Origin of the sequence: Streptococcus sp. 116-D4 (genome assembly GCF_009731465.1) — a bacterium.
Classification (GTDB): domain Bacteria; phylum Bacillota; class Bacilli; order Lactobacillales; family Streptococcaceae; genus Streptococcus; species Streptococcus pseudopneumoniae_E.
Genome location: NZ_AP021887.1, coordinates 1032611 through 1053885, shown reverse-complemented (window position 1 = coordinate 1053885; position 21275 = coordinate 1032611). Strand labels below are relative to the sequence as shown.

The following is a 21275-nucleotide window of genomic DNA, read 5'->3' as shown; positions in this document are numbered from 1 at the left end:
TTTGATTTTCATTGAGTATATAAAGTGAGAATCTGTTGAGTTATTGAAACTCAGCAGATTTTTATATGTGAAAGAAATTTCAAATTTTTTCTAAAAATATCTTGACAGATTAAATGATTAGGAGTAGAATATTTACCAGTTAATTAAATAGTTAAGGAGTTGTCTATGAAGAAACAAAATTTATTTTTGGTATTGTTAAGTGTCTTTCTTTTGTGTTTAGCTGCTTGTGGACAGAAGGAAAGTCAAACAGGGAAAGGGATGAAAATAGTAACCAGTTTTTACCCTATCTATGCTATGGTCAAGGAAGTATCTGGTGACTTGAATGATGTTCGAATGATTCAGTCAAGTAGCGGAATTCACTCCTTTGAACCTTCAGCAAATGATATTGCAGCCATCTATGATGCAGATGTCTTTGTCTACCATTCTCATACGCTCGAATCTTGGGCAGGAAGTCTGGATCCCAATCTTAAAAAATCTAAAGTTAAGGTTTTAGAGGCTTCTGAGGGAATGACTTTAGATCGTGTTCCTGGGCTAGAAGATGTGGAAGCAGGTGATGGAGTTGATGAAAAAACGCTTTATGATCCTCACACATGGCTAGATCCTGAAAAAGCTGGAGAAGAAGCCCAAATTATCGCTGATAAACTTTCAGAGGTTGATAGTGAGCACAAAGAAACTTATCAAAAAAATGCGCAAGCCTTTATCAAAAAAGCTCAAGAATTAACTAAGAAATTCCAACCTAAATTTGAAAAAGTGAGTCAGAAGACTTTTGTAACACAACATACAGCCTTTTCTTATCTAGCTAAGCGATTTGGACTCAATCAACTTGGAATTGCAGGTATCTCTCCAGAACAAGAACCAAGTCCAAGACAACTAACAGAAATTCAGGAATTTGTTAAGACCTATAAGGTTAAAACGATTTTTACAGAAAGTAATGCTTCTTCAAAAGTAGCTGAAACTCTTGTCAAATCAACAGGTGTAGATCTTAAAACTCTGAATCCTTTAGAGGCAGACCCACAAAATGACAAGACTTATTTAGAAAATCTTGAAGAAAATATGAGTGTTCTAGCAGAAGAATTAAAGTGAGGAAAGAATGAAAATCAATAAAAAATATGTAGCGGGTTCCGTGGCAGTTCTTGCCCTAAGCGTTTGTTCCTATGAACTTGGTCGTTACCAAGCTGGTCAAGTTAAGAAAGATTCGAATCGAGTTGCTTATATAGACGGTGATCAGGCTGGTCAAAAGGCAGAGAACTTGACACCAGATGAAGTTAGTAAGAGAGAGGGAATCAACGCTGAACAAATTGTTATCAAGATTACGGATCAAGGTTATGTGACCTCTCATGGAGATCATTATCATTACTATAATGGTAAGGTTCCTTATGATGCTATCATCAGTGAAGAACTGCTGATGAAAGATCCGAATTATCAGTTGAAGGATTCAGACATTGTCAATGAAATCAAGGGTGGCTATGTCATTAAGGTAGACGGGAAATACTATGTTTACCTCAAGGATGCTGCCCACGCGGATAATATTCGGACAAAAGAAGAGATTAAACGTCAGAAGCAGGAACACAGTAGTAATCACGGTGGCGGTTCAAATGATCAGGCAGTAGTTGCAGCCAGGGCCCAAGGACGTTATACAACGGATGATGGTTATATCTTTAATGCATCTGATATCATTGAGGACACAGGTGATGCCTATATCGTTCCTCATGGCAATCACTTCCACTATATTCCTAAGAGTGATTTATCTGCCAGTGAATTAGCTGCAGCCCAAGCCTTCTTATCTGGAAAAGGTAGTCAATTAAGTACGGTTGAATATCGTTCTAGCAGAGCTGAAACAAGATCTAGTGTGAGAACGAGTCAATCTGAGACACCTCAAAATCCTGCAACAGCTCCGGAGAGCCCAAATGAGGATTTAGCTAGTCTTCTTGAAGAATTGTACGCTTTGCCACTTAGCCAACGTCATGTGGAGTCTGATGGATTGGTGTTTGATCCAGCACAGATTACAAAACGTACTGCAAATGGTGTGGCAGTACCTCACGGGGATCATTTCCATTTCATTCCTTATTCACAAATGTCCGCTTTGGAAGAAAAATTGGCTCGAAATCTACCAATTGGAGGTCAGCCAATTCAAAGCCATGCTGATAATCCGAAACCAAGCAGTTCTGAGAAAACAAGTTCAACACCAAGTTCAACCATTAAACCAAACTTTAATCTCAATACGCCGGCACAGAATAGAGGAACTGGAGGAGCCTATACAACGGATGATGGGTATGTCTTTAGTCCGACAGATGTAATTGAAGATACAGGTGATGCTTTTGTTGTACCGCACGGCAATCATTTCCACTATATACCTAAGAGTGATTTGTCTGCAGGAGAATTAGCCGCAGCCCAAGCTTATTGGAATAGTAAACAGGCTTCTCATTCTGCTACAAATTCAAGTAAACCAAGTAGTGACAATGCTAATCCAACCCGCCCAAGTTTGACAGAGACTCCAAACCTGACTGTCCCCCCAACTTATCATCAAGACCAAGGGGAAGATATTCCAACACTTTTACGTGAATTGTATGCCAAACCTTTGTCAGAACGCCATGTGGAATCGGATGGTCTAGTCTTTGATCCGGCACAAATTATCAAACGTACTGCAAATGGTGTCGCAGTGCCTCACGGAGACCACTATCACTTTATCCCTTATTCACTGATGTCACCTTTGGAAGAAAAATTGGCTCGTATGATAGCTGTCAAGGGACAAAATTGCAGTGTTTTACCAAGCGTTACACCACTGAAACCAGGCCCTACTACCAAACCTCAAGTACCAGCAGAAAATAAACCGACTGAATTTGATGTCAACCAGGTTGTTAGAAAAGTTGGCGACGGATATATTATAGAGGATAAGGGCGTTAGTCGTTATGTTCTTGCTAAAGATTTGGCTAAGGATAAGATTGATGCTATTGAAAATCTCTTGTCTAAGAAAACCCAAGAAACACACGATCTAGTTGCGAAGAAAGACAATGTCGCTCCTCGTGATCAAGAATTTTATGATAAAGCATATAATTTATTGGCCGAGGCTCATAAAGCCTTGTCTGAAAATAAGGGGCGTACTTCTGATTTCCAAGCCTTGGACAAATTAGCAGAACGCTTGAATGATGAATCGACTAATAAAGGAAAATTGGTAGATGATTTATTGGCATTCCTAGCACCAATTACCCATCCAGAGCGACTTGGTAAACCAAATTCTCAGATTGAGTATACGGAAGAGGAAATTAAATTAGCGAAATTAGCAGGAAAGTACACAACAGAAGATGGCTATATCTTTGACACTCGTGATATTACTAGTGATGAGGGAGATGCTTATGTAACTCCACATATGACCCATAGTCATTGGATTAAGAAAGAGAGCTTGTCTGAAGCTGAAAGAGTGGCAGCCCAGGCTTATGCTAAAGAGAAAGGTTTGACACCTCCTTCAACTGAGAATCAGAGTTCAGAAAATACTGAGGTTAAAGGAGTAGAATCAATCTATAATAAAGTGAAAGCAGCTAAGAAGGTCCCACTTGATCATATTCCTTACAATCTACAACATACTGTTGAAGTTAAAAATGGTAGCTTAATTATACCTCATTACGACCATTACCATAACATTAAATTTGGTTGGTTTGACGAAGGACTCTATGAAGCACCTAAGGGTTATAGTCTTGAGGATCTCTTTGCGACTGTAAAATATTATGTTGAACATCCTGAAGAACGTCCTCACTCAGATAATGGTTGGGGAAATGCCAGCGACCATGTTCGTAAAAATAAGGAAGACCAAGACAGTAAAGCTGATGAGGATAAAGAAAATCATACAGGTTTAACCCCTTCAGTAGATAATCTTTATAAACCGAGCACTGATGAAGACGAGACAGAAGAAGTATCTAAAGATAAAACAGACGAAGCTGAAGTCCCTCAAGTTGAGACTGAAAAAGTAGAAGCTAAGATCAAAGAAGTAGAAACTTTACGTTCTAAAGTAGCGGATGCTAGTCTGAAAGCCAATGCGACAGAAACCCTAGCTGGTTTACGAAATAATTTAAGTCTCCAAACCATGGATAATAATGATATCATGGCAGAAGCAGAGAAACTACTTGCTTTGTTAAAAGGTAGTGAGTCAGTTACGACAAAACCAGAAGCATAAGTTTATCCCATTAAATCAAAATGATGTAAGAGTCAGTAGCAATACTGGCTTTTATTTTTTAAAATGAAATAAAAATCTTGACAGATAAACTTAAAAAAGGTAAACTATTTACTAGTTAATTAATTGGTTAAATAACCAGTTTAGAAAAACTGTTTAACCGAGAAAAAGAAGTTAAGAAAAGCTTCATCATTTATTGAAATGAGGGATTTATGAAATTCAGTAAAAAATATATAGCAGCTGGATCAGCTGTTATCGTATCTTTGAGTCTTTGTGCTTATGTGCTAAATCAGCATCGCTCGCAGGAAAATAAGGACAATAATCGTGTCTCTTATGTGGATGGTAGCCAGTCTAGTCAGAAAACTGAAAACCTGACACCAGATCAGGTCAGTCAAAAAGAAGGAATTCAGGCTGAGCAAATTGTCATCAAAATTACAGATCAAGGATATGTAACGTCACATGGTGACCACTATCATTACTATAATGGGAAAGTTCCTTATGATGCCCTCTTTAGTGAAGAACTCTTGATGAAGGATCCAAACTATCAACTTAAAGACGCTGATATTGTCAATGAGGTCAAAGGTGGTTATATCATCAAGGTCGATGGAAAATATTATGTCTATCTGAAAGATGCAGCTCATGCTGATAATGTTCGAACCAAGGATGAAATCAATCGTCAAAAACAAGAGCATGTCAAAGATAATGAGAAGGTCAGTTCAGATGTTGCTGTAGCAAGGTCTCAGGGACGCTATACGACAGATGATGGTTATGTCTTTAATCCAGCTGATATTATCGAAGATACTGGTGATGCTTATATCGTTCCTCATGGAGGTCACTATCACTACATTCCAAAAAGTGATTTATCTGCCAGTGAATTAGCAGCAGCTAAAGCTCATCTGGCTGGCAAAAATACGCAACCAAGTCAGCTAAGTTATTCTTCAACAGTTAGTGATCATACTAATCAAGCTATAGAGAAAGAATCAACTAGCAAGCCAGAAAGCAAAGTTGAAAATCTCCAAAGTCTATTGAAGGAACTCTATGATTCACCTAGTGACCAACGTTACAGTGAATCAGATGGTCTGGTCTTTGACCCTGCTAAGATTGTCAGTCGTACACCAAATGGAGTTGCGATTCCGCATGGCGATCATTATCATTTTATTCCTTACAGCAAGCTCTCTGCTTTAGAAGAAAAGATTGCTAGAATGGTGCCTATCGGTGGAACTGCTTCTACAGATTCTACAAATGAAAAACCTCATAAAGTAGCGCCTAGTCTTGGAAATCTTTCAAGCAATCCTTCTTCTTCAACGACAAGTAAGGAACTTCCTTCCACATCTGATGGTTATATCTTTAATCCTAAAGATATTGTCGAAGAAACTGCTACAGCTTATATTGTAAGACATGGTGATCATTTCCATTACATTCCTAAGTCGAATCAAATCGGTCAACCGACTCTTCCAAATAATGGTCTAACAACACCTTCGCCATCTCTTCCAATCAATCCAGGAATTTCACATGAGAAACATGAAGAAGGTGGTCATGGCTTTGATGCCAACAGGATTATTGCGGAAGATGAAGCAGGATTTATCATGTCACACGGTGACCATAATCATTATTTCTTCAAGAAAGACTTGACGGCAGAGCAAATTAAGGCTGCGCAAGACCACTTGAAAGGTGCAAGTTCAGCAACACCAAATCCAGCTCATGATGACGATCACGATGAAGATCATCATGGACACCATCATGATGAAGACCATGATCACGGTTTTGATGCCGACCGTGTCATCAGTGAGGATGATCAAGGTTTTGTCATGAGTCACGGAGACCATAATCATTACTTTTTCAAGAAGGACTTGACAGCAGAGCAAATTAAGGCAGCACAGGATCATCTGAAAACACATCTTGATGCAGAGCCTGTAAAACCTCTTGCTAAAACGGTAGAGTCTTTCTCAAGAGACGCTAGTGATGAAGAAAAGATTGCTTATATTTCTAAGACCTACGGTGTTCCACTTGAAGCGATTAGAATTTCAAACGGATTCTTTGTCTTTGGAAATCCAGACCAAGCCTACGATCCAACTCATATTCATCCCTACGCTGTTCGTAAGGAACATGTTCGGATTCCTCTTCAAACTGGAAATCCAGAACTTGATTTCCTAAATGAACTCTATACCACTGCTTTGAGAGATGGCGTGTCTCCGTATAGCTTACAGGTAGAAAATGGTAGTTTTGTGATTCCTCATGGCGACCACAATCACTACATCAAGGTTCAAACCAAGGGCTATGAAGTAGCTTTGAAAAACAAGATTCCAGCCCTACAATCTAATTATCAACCTGGAGCTTTTGATGAGAAGGCAGTCTTGGAAAAAGTAGATCAACTTCTAGCTGATAGCAGAAGTATCTACAAAGACAAGCCTATCGAACAAAGACAGATTGAGTTAGCCTTAGGTCAGTTTACTGAGAACATGAAGAAACTGGCAACTAACTCTACAGCAGGTTATCTTGCAACCCTTGATCTCTTTGATAAGCAATATATCCATATTGATGAAAGTGTCAAACCTGTTGAAACAAGTGCTTTAGATAAGAAATACCAAGCCTTGATTGATAAAATCAATACACTGGATACAGACTCTTATGGGCTTCCTAAGAAAGATCTTCTCGTTCGACTCCAAGAGGCTAAGTTGGCAAAAGATGAGGCTGGTTTAGAAGCAGTTGAATCACAACTTCAAGCTCTTCAAGACTTCAATGATCGAACAGGTGTTACAACTGTAGAGTACATCAAGTATTTCTACGAACACGTAAATGACGGTCGTTTAAATGATGAACTTCGAAACAAAGTAGCTCAGTTGACTTGGACCTTGTATCAATCTCAATCCTTCCTAAAGGCAGCGGAATTGAACAAATTATTCCCAAGTATCTATCAAGCAAAACAAGAAGTGGAAGAAGCTTTGAAAGCTCAACCAACTACTGCTAAATCGACTCAAACAGTTCTAGATACTGAGAAAGTTGATAACCAAACTGCCAAGACAGCTATTTATGGCTTCTTGAAAGAATTGTACGGAGACTTTATGCCAGAAGAACATGTCAATCATGTCAGCAAGGAAGAAGTAGAAAGTCTTTTGAGCAAGGCAAATCAACTCATGGAACAAATCCAAGAAGAAGGAATTAGACAATCCTTGGCAGAAGAAGTAGAAAATCTAAAAGCTGCCACAAACAAGGCTGATGCAGACTTGGATGAAGTAAACAGTCAGGTAAAAGATGTCTTGACTCGTATCGCTAGCGCCCTTCAACAAGAAAAAGAAAATGTTGAGCAAGATCCTGAGACACTTATACTCTATCAAAAACTCTACGATATCCTCATGTCGCTTCATACTTATTTAGAAAATAATAAGGGTTCTGATGAGGACTTTGATAAGGTGGATGCATTATTAGACCAACTTTCTGCCAAGAGTAAGGATAAGGCTGCTTTACTTGAATTGACAAAAGCTATTCTAGTCTTGAATCAAGAAATCAAGTCAAAAGCTAGCGCAAGTGAAGAAGCAACTCCAGCAACAAATGCTGAAGCAAATGGTGATACGACCAGTACCGAAATGGAAACATCAGTAGCTGCAGAATCTAACAGTGAAACTGCAAGCGACGAAAATAAACCAAGCAACACAACCGATTCTAAACCTGCTGAACCAGCTTCAGAAAAGGAAATAACAGAATCTACAACAAGTACTGGAAATCAAGAAAACCCAGTAGAATAAAAAGAAAGGCGAAGTAGCTGAGCTACCTCGTCTTTTTAGTCTTTATAAGCTACGATACCAATGATGGTATCAACTGCACGTTCCATGGTCTGAAGGCTAACGTATTCAAAACGTCCGTGCATATTCTCGCCACCAGCAAAGATATTAGGTGTTGGGATTCCCATAAAGGAAATCTTAGAGCCGTCTGTCCCTCCACGGATTGGTTCGATAATAGGAGTGATATCCAGATCTTCCATAACGGCTTTAGCAATGGTAATTGGAGTCATATCTTTTTCAATGACTTCTTTCATATTGTAGTACTGGTCTGTCAAGTTTAGGGTGACACGGTCGCTACCAAGTTCTTGATTCATCTTATCAGCGATTGACTGCATAGCTGCTTTACGCGCTTCAAAGGCATCTTTTTCAAAATCACGAATGATGTAGCTTGCACGCGCCTCTTCGACACTACCTGTCACATCCATTAGATGGTAGAAGCCTTGGTAACCTTCTGTTAACTCAGGTCGGTCATTCTCTGGAAGTTGATTATGAAAATCAATTGCTAACTGAAGGGCATTAACCATCTGACCTTTGGCAGTACCAGGGTGGACATTGCGTCCTTGGAAATGGAGTTCAGCACCAGCTGCTGAAAAGGTCTCGTACTGAAGCTCACCTAGTGGCCCACCATCAACTGTGTAGGCAAAATCAACATCAAAATCTTCTGCATCAAATTTATTAGCACCAACACCGATTTCTTCATCTGGACCAAAGCCAACACGAATCTCACAGTGTTTGATTTCAGGGTGAGCAGTTAGATATTCAATAGAAGTCATAATTTCAGCAATCCCTGACTTGTCATCAGCACCTAGCAAGGTTGTTCCATCGGTTGTGATGAGCGTTTGCCCTAGATATTTCTCTAGACTCTTAAAGTCAGCTGGATCGAGTTTGAAACCAGAATTTCCAAGTTCAATCACACCACCATCGTAGTGTTCAATTACCTGTGGATTGACTCTTTCAGCATTAAAGTCAGCAGTATCCATGTGGGAGATAAAGCCAATCTTACGTGTTAAGGCTGAATCATTGGCTGGCAAGGTCCCAATGGCAAAACCATTTTGTAGATAATAAACATTTTGTAATCCAACACGTTTCATTTCAGGAATTAGGACATTGGTTGCGAAGTCAACCTGACTCTGCGTACTTGGAGTAGTAGTAGAGTGTTCATCAGAGCGCGTGTTAACCTTAACATAGGTCAAGAAGCGGTCCAAGAGATTGGGGTAAGTCATAAAAAACTCCTTTTGAATTCATTTTTTCCATTGTATCATAGAAAGGAGAGAAAAACAAAAGACAGAAGTTAAGGAAATTCATTATGTTAGCGTTTACTTATTAGTGGATTCATGATAAAACAAACTTGATAAAAATATCACAAGAAAGCAGTTGTGAAAAAATAATTTTAATGATGACCTTCGGTCCGCCAGAAGAGCTTACCTTGGTAGAAGCTAGGCTGGAGAATGAATACAGTGTTTATTTTGTTAATAAGTTTTCTAGCCTCTTTATCCCAGATGTGATCGGTCAGATGGAAGCAGACGGCATTGAACAGTGTATTTGCTTGATCTTGGAGCCTCATTATTCTTTTTACTCTGTCATGGGGTACGAGAAATTTTTAGAAAGCAAACAATTTCAATTTTTAGTTGTCAAGAAGAAACGCTCTTAAACAATTGGACAGATGAAATTGCTAAGATTTTAAAAGAAGAAATAAAGTAGGATAGCTTAAAAGTCATCTTTTCTGTCCATAGTGTGCTCATTTTCACCTTATATTTTTAGTAATCCTTATATTGATCAAATTTTTGAAAACAGCAAGTTAGTCGTTGAAAAACTAGGTTTGAGATCCGAGTAATATACCAACACTTGGCAAAGTGAAAGTAATATCGGGATTCCACGGGTTAAGCCAGATGTCTTGGAGTATTTTGAAGACCATCCAGACCACTATATTTTTGTAGCTATTCGCTTTATCAGTGAACATATTGAAGTCCTGTTTGCTAACGATATGGAATGTTATGAATTGTGTCGGGAATTGAGGGTGAACTATCATCGTCCACCAATGCCAAATATGGATTCTCGTTTGATTGGTGCTTAGATTAGTATAGTCAGAGCTAATGAACATCAAGAATTTAAGGAATTTCTCCAAGAAGAAGAGACTTTTGATGAGTTAGTTCCTTCAGGTGAGACTAAAAACATCTTGATCAAATCTCAAGATTTACAAATGCCGGAATTTGTTAAAAAATTGATTGAGAAAAAGGTCGTGAAAATGTTAAAACTCTTCGAAAATCTCTTCAACCACGTTAACGTCGCCTTACCGTATATATGTTACTGACTTCGTCAGTTCTATCTACAACCTCAAAGCGGTGCTTTGAGCAGCCTGCAGCTAGTTTGCTCTTTGATTTTCATTGAGTATAAGATGCCTTATCTTATTAAGAAAAGGCTTGAAAAGCAGGTAAATTACCAAAAGAGTAAAGAAAAAAGGATTTAGCTTTGTGCTAGATCCTTTTAATTGATTATTTTTTCTCAAGAAGAGCTTTGATTTCTTGAAGTACTTCCAACTCAGTTGGACCAGTAGGAGCTTCTTCTTTCTTAGTAAGGCTTTGAGCTTTTTCAATACCTTTGATAACGAAGAAGAGAACAGTACCGATAACTAAGAAGTTGATAACAGCGCTCAAGAAGCTACCATAACCAACACCATTCCATGAAAGTTCAGCGATACGCTCAACTTTAGCAGCTTTCAAAGCTGGGTTCAAAATAAGTGGAGTGATGATATCGTTAACAAGTGATGTAACAATTGCACCAAATGCAGAGGCAATAATCACACCGACAGCAAGGTCAACAACATTACCACGAAGCAAAAAGGCTTTAAGATCTTTTAACATTTTCATAATTTCCTTTCCAAAATTTTTCTCTTTATTATATATTAATTAAGAAATGCTTGCAAGCTATATGATTAAATTTTTTCTTATTTTTTAAAAATAAATACCTTACTAAAAATATAATTCAGAATAATTATCAAAAATTGTGCAATGATTGTTTCAATTGCATTTATCTTGTCAATATTATCATTTACAAATTGCCCTATGATATGAGGAAATTGAGTCACAAACAGAAAAGTAAAGAGCAAATCTAACAGAAAAGTAAAAAGGCGAGCAAGAGAAAATTTCACTAAACGGATAAGTCGATTCTTCCTTGTTTGCTTAAACACAATTGTATCATTTGTGATAAAGGCAAAGAGGATACCGATACTATTTGCTAGGGCAGTAGCAAGGAGTTCCTGATGAGTTAGCTGATAAATGATTAATCTGGATAGGATGGAAACAAGAGTCGTCGCTATCCCAAAAAAGAGATAGGACAAGAGTTCGTTCTTAAAGAAGCTTTGAATACATTTTTTCATCCTTTCAGTATAGCATAAAGCAGGCTATTGTGCTATACTAGTAAGGTTGATTCAAGCAACCCTTGGTGCTTAGCTTCTTTCACCAAGCATATTATACGCGGGCAACCGCCAAAGGAGAAAAGATGAAACAATTAACTATTCGTGATGTAGCAGATATTGCAATCGTTGCTGCTATCTATGTCGTTTTAACTGTCACACCACCCCTAAATGCCATCAGCTACGGTGCTTATCAGTTCCGTATTTCAGAAATGATGAACTTTATGGCTTTTTACAATCCTAAGTACATCATCGGAGTTACTATCGGTTGTATGATTGCTAATTTCTTTAGCTTCGGACTGCTAGATGTCTTTGTTGGTGGTGGATCAACTCTAGTATTCCTTAGTCTAGGTGTTTGGCTTTTTGCAAAATACAGCAAAGACTACCTCTTTAACGGATTGATTCGAAAAGATCATTTCTTCTTTTCAATCCTCTTTTCACTTTCCATGTTTACCATTGCTGCCGAGTTGAATATCGTAGCACAATTACCATTTTTCCTTACTTGGTTTACAACAGGGATTGGTGAATTTGCCTCATTGATAATTGGTGCGATTATTATTGGTAAAATTGGTCGTCGAATTGATTTAACTAAATAGAACCAGTCAAGCTAGGTAGCTCTTACCTGGCTTTTTCTTATGGAAAATATCTAAGGAACCTTGACAAGTTTTTCTAACTATAGTATACTTTTTAAGTAAGCTGATTTAGCTCAGTTGGCAGAGCGCATCCATGGTAAGGATGAGGTCGCCGGTTCAATCCCGGCAATTAGCATTAAATAGACAGAAAAGCCCTTGATTTACAAGGGTTTTTGTTATCTCTGCCCCAAATTTTTCAAAGTTATTTTTTATGCATCTGTGTAAATGAAGCTAAAGTGTTTTGTCTGTTGACAAAAATCATTCTCTTTAGTAGAATAGAAGATGCGATGAGTCGATAGGTAGTCTTCGGACTACTATTGAGCATAAGGAGGTCATAACGCAGGAGCGGACCTTGATGAGTTGTGTGAACCTGCTCATCACATGAAGATGCCTCTCAGTCCCTAGTCTAGCGACTGGGGATTTTTATTTTCCAAAAATTGATGAAAAAGCTTTGCAATTCATGGAAAAAGTAGTATAATACATCTATTATAGAAATTTTTAGAAAATTCCGAAAGAGGTTATTTATGGGATATACAGTTGCTGTAGTCGGCGCGACAGGTGCTGTCGGAGCTCAGATGATAAAAATGTTGGAAGAATCAACACTTCCAATCGATAAAATTCGTTATCTTGCTTCTGCACGTTCAGCAGGCAAGACTTTGAAATTTAAAGATCAAGATATTACGATTGAAGAAACGACTGAGACAGCTTTTGAAGGAGTTGATATCGCTCTCTTTTCAGCAGGCGGTTCTACATCAGCTAAGTATGCACCATACGCAGTAAAAGCTGGCGCGGTAGTAGTAGATAATACATCTTACTTCCGTCAAAATCCAGATGTTCCTTTGGTTGTTCCAGAGGTCAATGCTCATGCACTTGATGCTCACAACGGGATTATTGCCTGCCCTAACTGTTCAACAATCCAAATGATGGTAGCTCTTGAGCCGGTCCGCCAAAAATGGGGCTTGGACCGTATCATCGTTTCAACTTATCAAGCTGTTTCAGGTGCGGGCATGGGTGCTATCCTTGAAACGCAACGTGAACTTCGTGAAGTATTAAATGACGGTGTGAATCCACGTGATTTGCATGCCGAAATCTTGCCTTCAGGTGGTGATAAGAAACACTATCCTATCGCCTTCAATGCTCTTCCACAAATCGATGTCTTCACTGACAATGATTACACTTACGAAGAGATGAAGATGACTAAGGAAACTAAGAAAATCATGGATGACGATAGCATTGCAGTATCTGCAACATGTGTGCGTATTCCAGTCTTGTCAGCTCACTCTGAGTCTGTTTACATCGAAACAAAAGAAGTGGCTCCAATTGAAGAAGTTAAAGCAGCTATCTCAGCCTTCCCAGGTGCTGTTCTTGAAGATGATGTAGCTCATCAAATCTATCCTCAAGCCATCAATGCAGTGGGTTCACGCGATACCTTTGTAGGTCGTATCCGTAAAGACTTGGATGCTGAAAAAGGAATCCACATGTGGGTTGTTTCTGATAACCTGCTCAAAGGCGCTGCTTGGAACTCAGTTCAGATTGCAGAAACTTTGCACGAACGTGGTTTGGTTCGTCCAATTGCCGAATTGAAATTTGAATTAAAATAGTCATATTGTTTAGGAGTTCAGATGAACTCCTTCTTTGAAATTGAGAGGTGTTTCTTATGTCTTATCAAGATTTAAAAGAGTGTAAAATCATCACAGCCTTTATTACTCCCTTCCATGAGGATGGTTCCATCAACTTTGATGCTATCCCAGCCTTGATTGAGCATTTGTTGGCCCATCATACAGACGGCATTCTTCTTGCAGGGACGACTGCTGAGAGTCCGACCTTGACTCACGATGAAGAGTTGCAACTCTTTGCAGCTGTACAGAAGGTTGTCAATGGACGTGTTCCTCTGATTGCGGGTGTAGGTACAAATGATACGCGTGACTCTATTGAGTTTGTCAAAGAAGTCGCAGACTTTGGTGGTTTCGCAGCTGGGCTTGCTATTGTACCTTACTACAACAAACCTTCTCAAGAAGGAATGTATCAGCACTTTAAAGCCATTGCAGATGCTTCTGACCTACCAATTATTATCTATAACATTCCTGGGCGTGTTGTGGTAGAATTAACTCCAGAAACTATGCTTCGCTTGGCTGACCATCCAAATATCATCGGTGTTAAAGAATGTACCAGCTTGGCCAATATGGCTTATTTGATTGAGCACAAGCCTGAAAAGTTCTTGGTCTATACTGGTGAGGATGGAGATGCATTCCATGCCATGAATCTTGGTGCAGATGGGGTTATTTCTGTTGCCTCTCATACAAATGGGGATGAGATGCACGAGATGTTCACTGCCATTGAAGAAAGCGATATGAAGAAAGCTGCAGCTATTCAGCGTAAATTCATTCCTAAAGTTAATGCCCTCTTCTCATATCCAAGTCCTGCTCCTGTTAAGGCCGTTCTGAACTATATGGGATTTGAAGCTGGCCCAACTCGTCTACCTCTTGTTCCAGCACCAGAAGAAGATGCCAAACGCATTATCAAGGTTGTTGTAGATGGGGACTACGAAGCGACCAAGGCAACTGTAACAGGGGTTTTAAGACCAGATTACTAATAATGACAATAAAATCCATGACCGTAATAACGAGCATGGATTTTTCTTATTTTCCTAAACAGAATTGGCTAAAGAGTTGGGTGATGAGTTCATCAGGAGCAGCATCCCCAGTGATTTCTCCAAGGATTTCCCATGTACGAGTCAAATCAACTTGAAGCAAGTCAACTGGCATACCCAGTTCAAGACCTTGGTTAACAGCTTGAAGGCTTTCAACAGCCTTTTCAATCAGGGAAATGTGACGGGCATTAGACAAGTAAGTAGCGTCTTGCTCAACTAAGCCAGCATTTTCAAAGAAGAGATTGTTGATTCTCTCTTCAATCTTATCGATATTTTGGTTTTTAAGAACTGAGATACGGATGACATCTTCAGGAAGTTCCTGAGTTTCAATAGCCTCAGGTAGGTCAGTTTTGTTAAGTAGGATGATACGGTTAGTATCCTGACTAATTTCAAGAAGTTGTCGGTCTTGAGCAGTTAGAGGTTCACTGGCGTTTAAGACAAGTAAAACCAGATCAGCTTCCTTGAGGGCTTTTCTCGAACGTTCGACACCGATTTGTTCAACAATATCATCTGTTTCACGGATACCCGCAGTATCAATCAACTTAAGTGGTACACCATTGATGTTGACGTATTCTTCGATGACGTCTCGAGTAGTTCCTGCAATATCAGTTACAATGGCTTTATCTTCGCGCAGGAGGTTATTAAGAAGGCTAGACTTCCCAACGTTTGGACGACCAATGATAGCTGTTGAAATTCCTTCACGGAGAATCTTCCCACGACGCGCCGTTTTTAAGAGATTGGTTAGCAATTGTTCAAACTCCATAGTCTTCTCACGGACCACAGCAGTAGTCGCTTCCTCAACATCGTCATACTCAGGATAGTCGATATTAACCTCAACCTGAGCCAAGGTATTGAGAATTTCCTGACGGGTATTATTGATAAGATCAGAAAGGGAACCATCAAGTTGTTTGACCGCAATGTTCATGGCCTTGTCTGTCTTGGCGCGGATGATATCCATCACTGCCTCGGCCTGTGTCAAATCTACTCGACCGTTGAGGAAGGCACGCTTGGTAAATTCTCCAGGTTCTGCCATACGTGCACCTTCACGGATAGCTAATTGCAGGATTTCATTGGTTATGGCGATTCCGCCATGGGTGTTAATCTCGATAATATCTTCACGAGTGAAGGTTTTTGGAGATTTCATAGCCCCAATCATAACTTCGTCCATGACTTTACCAGTCAGAGGATCAACAATGTGACCGTAGTTGAGAGTGTGGCTATCAACCTTGCTCAAGTCCTTGCCTTTAAAGATTTTCTGCGCAATGGCAAAACTGTCTGTTCCGCTCAAGCGGACAATACCAATTGCTCCTTCACCTAGTGGAGTAGAGATAGCAGCGATGGTATCAAATTCTCGTGTAATCATTTCAATTCCTTTATAGTTTATTTGTTTGTATAGACTAATATCTCTTCAAATTGTAACAAATTTTAGTATTTTCTTCAATGAATCTTACTTATAAAGAAAAGCCTAAGCAGATTGCTTAAGCTAGCTTATTTGGTGCGCATTTCTCCTTGTGGGAAGTAAGTTCCTTCTAGCATGTCGTTGATGATGACATGAACGGCTGATTGAGGTGCACCAGTGTTGCGAACAACAGCTTCCGTAACTTCCTTAGCTAGGGCTTTCTTTTGCTCGAGCGTGCGTCCTTCAAATAAATCGATGCGTACAAATGGCATAATTGCGTCCTCCACTAGTTATTTGATTTCCTCTATTTTACCACATTTTGCCGTTTAAAGCTTCGAGAAAATATGGTATACTAGAATGTAGCAAAAATTTAGAAATGGACGTGAAATAGAAGCATGGCACAGTTGTATTATCGTTATGGGACTATGAACTCAGGTAAAACGATTGAGATTCTCAAGGTAGCCTATAACTATGAAGAGCAAGGAAAAGGTGTTGTCATCATGACCTCTGCTCTAGATACGCGTGACGGTGTTGGCTATGTTTCAAGTCGAATTGGGATGAGAAGACCAGCAGTTGCTATTAAGGAAACAACGGATATCTTTGGATTTATTCGAGATTTACCTGAAATGCCTTACTGTGTACTTGTCGATGAAGCCCAGTTTTTAAAGCGTCATCATGTTTACGACCTAGCTCGTGTTGTGGATGAGTTAGACATACCTGTTATGGCATTTGGTTTAAAAAATGATTTTCGTAATGAATTGTTCGAAGGTTCAAAATATCTTCTGCTCTTAGCGGATAAGATTGACGAAATCAAGACTATTTGCCAGTATTGCAAGAAAAAGGCGACTATGGTCTTGCGTACACAAGATGGACTGCCCGTTTATGATGGTGAGCAAATCCAGATAGGTGGTAATGAAACCTATATCTCGGTTTGCCGTAAACATTATTTTGCGCCTGAAATCAATAAGGAGAATGAAGAAAAATGAACATCTATGATCAACTACAAGCTGTAGAAGACCGTTATGAAGAGTTGGGAGAATTGCTGAGTGACCCGGATGTCGTTTCAGACACCAATCGCTTCATGGAATTGTCCAAAGAAGAAGCTTCAACTCGTGACACGGTAACGGCCTACCGTGAATATAAGCAAGTTCTTCAAAACATCGTTGATGCTGAAGAAATGATTAAGGAATCAGGTGGAGATGCGGACTTGGAAGAAATGGCCAAGCAAGAGCTCAAAGATGCCAAGGCTGAAAAAGAAGAATACGAAGAAAAGCTGAAAATCTTGCTCCTTCCAAAGGATCCAAACGATGATAAGAACATCATCCTTGAAATTCGTGGAGCAGCTGGTGGTGATGAAGCTGCCCTCTTTGCTGGCGATTTGCTAACCATGTACCAAAAGTACGCTGAAGCCCAAGGCTGGCGCTTTGAAGTCATGGAAGCTTCTATGAACGGTGTCGGTGGTTTCAAAGAAGTGGTTGCCATGGTTTCGGGTCAATCTGTTTATTCTAAACTCAAGTATGAGTCAGGTGCCCATCGTGTGCAACGTGTCCCTGTGACAGAAAGCCAAGGTCGTGTACATACTTCGACTGCGACAGTCCTTGTCATGCCTGAAGTGGAAGAAGTTGAATACGATATTGATCCAAAAGATCTTCGTATTGACATCTACCACGCATCTGGTGCTGGTGGACAGAACGTCAACAAGGTTGCGACTGCCGTTCGTATCGTTCACTTGCCAACCAATATCAAGGTAGAAATGCAGGAAGAACGCACCCAGCAGAAAAACCGTGAGAAGGCCATGAAGATTATCCGTGCGCGTGTGGCAGACCACTTTGCGCAAATTGCACAAGATGAACAAGATGCTGAACGTAAGTCGACAATTGGTACTGGTGACCGTTCAGAACGGATCCGTACTTACAATTTCCCACAAAACCGTGTCACAGACCACCGTATCGGCTTAACTCTCCAAAAACTAGATACGATTTTGTCAGGTAAATTGGACGAAGTGGTAGATGCCTTGGTGCTCTATGACCAAACACAAAAATTAGAAGAATTAAACAAATAATGAAATTAGCTCAATTATTTTCAGATTTTGAAGAAGAGTTGATAAGACAAGGAGAGGAAGCAGAAAGCCTCTCTTTTGTCTATCGTAGCTTGAAAAATATTTCTTTTACGGACTTTGTCTTTGCTCTTCAGCAGGAAGTGACAAAAGAGGAAGAATTATTTGTAGAAGAGATTTACCAGCAGTTAGCAGCTCACAAACCTGCCCAGTACATCATCGGTCATGCAGATTTCTTTGGAATGCAGCTAAAAGTGGATGAGCGGGTTTTGATTCCTCGTCCAGAGACAGAGGAGTTGGTGGAACTCATCCTCACAGAAAATCCTGAGACGAATCTTTCAGTTCTGGATATTGGAACAGGTAGTGGAGCTATTGCTATTGCCTTAGCAAAAAACAGACCAGATTGGTCAGTAACAGCAGCAGATATTTCCCAAGATGCTTTAGATGTAACCAGCGAAAATGCTAAAAATCAAAATCTTCAACTATTTTTAAAAAAATCTGACTGTTTTACAGAAATTTCTGAAAAATATGATATAATTGTTTCCAATCCACCCTATATCTCTCGTGAAGATGCGTCAGAGGTCGGCTTGAATGTTTTGCATTCGGAACCTCATCTCGCTCTCTTTGCAGACGAGGATGGTCTAGCTATTTACCGTAGAATCGCGGAGGAAGCTAAAGACTATCTCAAAGATAGTGGTAAGATTTACCTTGAAATTGGGTACAAGCAAGGTCAAAGTGTTCCTGAACTTTTTAGGAAATATCTTCCTGAAAAACGTGTAAGAACACTTAAGGACCAATTTGGTCAAGATAGGATGGTCGTGGTTGATGATGGACAGGATTAGACAAGAGTTGGAAAATGGTGGAGCTGTCGTTCTTCCTACAGAGACAGTTTACGGACTTTTTGCAAAAGCATTGGATGAAAAGGCTGTTGACCATGTTTACCAGCTCAAACATCGTCCTAGAGATAAGGCTCTCAATCTCAATATCGCCTCTCTAGAGGATATCTTGCACTTTTCTAAGAATCAATCATCTTATCTGCAAAAACTTGTAGAGACCTTTTTACCAGGGCCCTTGACCATTATCCTCGAAGCCAATGACCGAGTTCCCTATTGGGTCAATTCTGGTCTTGCAACTGTTGGATTTCGAATACCTAGTCACCCCATTACTCTTGATTTGATTCGAGAGACAGGTCCCTTGATTGGGCCGTCTGCTAATATCTCAGGTCGGGCAAGTGGAGTGACCTTTAAGCAAATTCTAGAGGATTTTGACCAAGAGGTTTTGGGTTTGGAAGACGATGCTTTTCTAACTGGACAGGATTCAACTATTTTGGATTTGTCTGGAGACAAGGTGAAAATCTTACGCCAAGGTGCGATTAAGCGAGAAGATATTCTTGCTCGGTTGCCAGAGATTTCTTTTGAGGAGGCATGAAATGCTAAGGAATTTAAGAGAAACTGATGTGAAAGCAATATGTGAGATCAACCAAGAGGCTTTGGGCTATTCTTTTAGTCTAGTAGACACAGCTAGTCAACTAGCTAGATTATCTCAGGATTCCCATCATTTCCTTCTTGGCTATGAGGATGCAGCTAGTCATGTCCTACTTGGATATGTCCACGCTGAAGTTTATGAATCTCTCTATTCCAAGGCAGGATTTAATATCTTAGGCTTAGCGGTTTCACCTCAAGTACAAGGGCAAGGTATTGGTAAAAGCTTACTGCAAGGGTTGGAGCAAGAAGCAAAAAGACGTGGTTATGGGTTTATTCGCTTAAACTCTGCCGATCATCGTCTGGGAGCTCATGCATTTTATGAAAAAGTTGGTTATACTTGTGATAAAGTGCAGAAACGGTTTATTCGCATCCTTTAGTTTATTTTCTTATTGGAAAAACAAACTAAAGGACCAGTCACGCTATAAAGGAGAAGACCTATGATTTTTGACAAAGACGATTTTAAAGCATACGATGCTGATCTCTGGAATGCTATTGCCAAAGAAGAAGAACGCCAACAAAACAACATTGAGTTGATCGCTTCGGAAAACGTGGTTTCTAAGGCTGTTATGGCAGCTCAAGGGTCTATCTTGACGAATAAATACGCCGAAGGCTACCCAGGACGCCGTTATTATGGTGGGACTGATGTTATAGATGTGATAGAAACTCTAGCTATTGAACGTGCAAAGGAAATTTTTGGCGCAAAATTTGCCAATGTCCAACCACACTCAGGAAGCCAAGCCAACTGTGCGGCTTACATGGCCTTGATTGAGCCTGGCGATACGGTTATGGGGATGGATTTGGCAGCTGGTGGACACTTGACTCATGGGGCTCCTGTTAGCTTCTCTGGTCAAACCTACAACTTTGTTTCTTATAGCGTAGACCCGGAAACAGAGCTCTTGGACTTTGACGCTATCTTGAAACAAGCCCAAGAAGTAAAACCAAAACTCATCGTAGCTGGTGCTTCAGCCTATTCTCAAATTATTGACTTTTCAAAATTCCGTGAAATTGCTGATGCTGTTGGAGCTAAACTCATGGTAGATATGGCACATATTGCTGGTTTGGTTGCTGCTGGTCTACATCCTAGCCCAGTACCATACGCTCATATCACTACAACAACGACCCACAAAACCCTTCGTGGACCACGTGGTGGTTTGATTTTGACCAATGACGAAGAACTTGCTAAGAAAATCAATTCAGCTATTTTCCCAGGTATTCAGGGTGGCCCTTTGGAGCATGTTATTGCTGCTAAAGCCGTTTCTTTCAAAGAAGTTTTAGATCCAGCCTTCAAGGAATATGCTACTAATGTTATCAAGAACAGCAAGGCTATGGCAGATGTCTTCTTGCAAGACCCTGATTTTCGTATCATTTCTGGCGGGACTGAAAACCACCTCTTCCTAGTGGATGTGACTAAAGTTGTAGAAAACGGCAAAGTTGCTCAAAACTTGCTAGATGAAGTCAATATTACCCTAAATAAAAACTCAATCCCTTACGAAACTTTGTCACCATTCAAGACAAGTGGTATTCGTATCGGAGCAGCAGCCATTACTGCACGTGGATTTGGTGAAGAAGAAAGTCGCAAAGTGGCTGAATTGATTATTAAAACCCTTAAGAGTGCAGAAAATAAAGCTGTCTTAGAAGAAGTGAGAAGTGCAGTTAAAGAATTAACAGATGCCTTCCCATTATACGAGGACTAAAACT

General features: G+C 39.8%; 17 protein-coding genes, 1 tRNA gene, 1 pseudogene and 1 riboswitch. Of the genes and pseudogenes, 14 read left to right on the top strand and 5 right to left on the bottom strand.

The window, feature by feature from the left end:
- Positions 1-165: 165 nt before the first annotated feature.
- The 3 genes from adcAII (at position 166) to UKS_RS05280 (ending at position 7908) form a co-directional block, all read left to right on the top strand.
- The gene (gene adcAII, locus UKS_RS05290) at positions 166-1083 is read left to right on the top strand and encodes a zinc-binding lipoprotein AdcAII (protein WP_049495734.1); all 918 of its coding nucleotides are present in this window, start codon (positions 166-168) and stop codon (positions 1081-1083) included.
- Between the two features lie 7 nt (positions 1084-1090).
- Entirely contained in the window at positions 1091-4168 is a 3078-nt protein-coding gene (locus tag UKS_RS05285) for a pneumococcal-type histidine triad protein (protein WP_156012073.1), read from the top strand.
- Positions 4169-4377: 209 nt separating this feature from the next.
- On the top strand, positions 4378-7908 hold the full coding sequence (locus UKS_RS05280) for a pneumococcal-type histidine triad protein (protein ID WP_156012072.1): 3531 nt from the start codon (positions 4378-4380) through the stop codon (positions 7906-7908).
- 35 nt (positions 7909-7943) lie between these two features.
- On the opposite strand, the gene pepT is transcribed toward UKS_RS05280, so the two are convergent.
- Positions 7944-9167 carry a peptidase T gene (gene pepT / locus UKS_RS05275; RefSeq protein WP_156012071.1) on the bottom strand — a complete coding sequence of 408 codons (1224 nt, stop codon included), beginning with the start codon at positions 9165-9167 and terminating at the stop codon, positions 7944-7946.
- A 191-nt stretch (positions 9168-9358) separates the two neighbouring features.
- On the opposite strand from pepT, the pseudogene UKS_RS05270 reads away from it, so the two are divergent.
- Positions 9359-10227: pseudogene (locus UKS_RS05270) on the top strand (ferrochelatase); the annotation flags it as partial.
- A 209-nt stretch (positions 10228-10436) separates the two neighbouring features.
- Here the strand turns inward: UKS_RS05270 and mscL are convergent.
- Both mscL and UKS_RS05260 read right to left on the bottom strand, forming a co-directional pair.
- The gene (gene mscL / locus UKS_RS05265) at positions 10437-10805 is read right to left on the bottom strand and encodes a large conductance mechanosensitive channel protein MscL (protein ID WP_156012070.1); all 369 of its coding nucleotides are present in this window, start codon (positions 10803-10805) and stop codon (positions 10437-10439) included.
- 83 nt (positions 10806-10888) lie between these two features.
- Entirely contained in the window at positions 10889-11320 is a 432-nt protein-coding gene (locus tag UKS_RS05260) for a GtrA family protein (protein ID WP_156012069.1), read from the bottom strand.
- 28 nt (positions 11321-11348) lie between these two features.
- A riboswitch (PreQ1 riboswitch) is annotated at positions 11349-11445 on the top strand.
- On the opposite strand from UKS_RS05260, the gene UKS_RS05255 reads away from it, so the two are divergent.
- The 4 genes from UKS_RS05255 (at position 11443) to dapA (ending at position 14581) form a co-directional block, all read left to right on the top strand.
- Positions 11443-11952, top strand: coding sequence for a QueT transporter family protein (locus UKS_RS05255; RefSeq protein ID WP_156012068.1), 510 nt, complete (start codon positions 11443-11445; stop codon positions 11950-11952). It overlaps the preceding riboswitch by 3 nt.
- 99 nt (positions 11953-12051) lie before the next feature.
- A tRNA-Thr gene (locus UKS_RS05250) sits at positions 12052-12124 on the top strand.
- Positions 12125-12512: 388 nt separating this feature from the next.
- Positions 12513-13589, top strand: a complete 1077-nt coding sequence (locus tag UKS_RS05245) for an aspartate-semialdehyde dehydrogenase (RefSeq protein ID WP_156012067.1) — start codon at positions 12513-12515, stop codon at positions 13587-13589.
- Between the two features lie 56 nt (positions 13590-13645).
- Positions 13646-14581, top strand: a complete 936-nt coding sequence (gene dapA / locus UKS_RS05240; RefSeq protein WP_156012066.1) for a 4-hydroxy-tetrahydrodipicolinate synthase — start codon at positions 13646-13648, stop codon at positions 14579-14581.
- Positions 14582-14627: 46 nt separating this feature from the next.
- Here dapA and mnmE read toward each other — a convergent pair whose 3' ends face one another.
- Complete coding sequence (mnmE, locus tag UKS_RS05235; RefSeq protein ID WP_156012065.1) at positions 14628-16001, bottom strand: tRNA uridine-5-carboxymethylaminomethyl(34) synthesis GTPase MnmE; 1374 nt, start codon at positions 15999-16001, stop codon at positions 14628-14630.
- A gap of 125 nt (positions 16002-16126) precedes the next feature.
- Positions 16127-16309 (bottom strand): 4-oxalocrotonate tautomerase, encoded by a 183-nt coding sequence (locus UKS_RS05230; RefSeq protein ID WP_156012064.1) that lies wholly within the window; start codon positions 16307-16309, stop codon positions 16127-16129.
- A 123-nt stretch (positions 16310-16432) separates the two neighbouring features.
- On the opposite strand from UKS_RS05230, the gene UKS_RS05225 reads away from it, so the two are divergent.
- Genes UKS_RS05225 through glyA form a run of 6 tightly spaced genes read left to right on the top strand, consistent with a single transcriptional unit; the run spans position 16433 to position 21271 of the window.
- Positions 16433-17023, top strand: coding sequence for a thymidine kinase (locus UKS_RS05225; RefSeq protein ID WP_049495758.1), 591 nt, complete (start codon positions 16433-16435; stop codon positions 17021-17023).
- Positions 17020-18099, top strand: a complete 1080-nt coding sequence (gene prfA, locus UKS_RS05220) for a peptide chain release factor 1 (protein ID WP_156012063.1) — start codon at positions 17020-17022, stop codon at positions 18097-18099. Before UKS_RS05225 ends, prfA begins: the two co-directional genes overlap by 4 nt.
- The gene (gene prmC / locus UKS_RS05215; protein ID WP_049495762.1) at positions 18099-18935 is read left to right on the top strand and encodes a peptide chain release factor N(5)-glutamine methyltransferase; all 837 of its coding nucleotides are present in this window, start codon (positions 18099-18101) and stop codon (positions 18933-18935) included. The genes prfA and prmC overlap by 1 nt, the downstream gene beginning before the upstream one ends.
- Entirely contained in the window at positions 18919-19521 is a 603-nt protein-coding gene (locus tag UKS_RS05210; RefSeq protein ID WP_173020465.1) for an L-threonylcarbamoyladenylate synthase, read from the top strand. Before prmC ends, UKS_RS05210 begins: the two co-directional genes overlap by 17 nt.
- A gap of 1 nt (position 19522) precedes the next feature.
- On the top strand, positions 19523-19954 hold the full coding sequence (locus UKS_RS05205) for a GNAT family N-acetyltransferase (protein ID WP_049495767.1): 432 nt from the start codon (positions 19523-19525) through the stop codon (positions 19952-19954).
- A gap of 60 nt (positions 19955-20014) precedes the next feature.
- Positions 20015-21271, top strand: a complete 1257-nt coding sequence (gene glyA / locus UKS_RS05200; RefSeq protein WP_156012061.1) for a serine hydroxymethyltransferase — start codon at positions 20015-20017, stop codon at positions 21269-21271.
- Positions 21272-21275 lie beyond the last annotated feature (4 nt).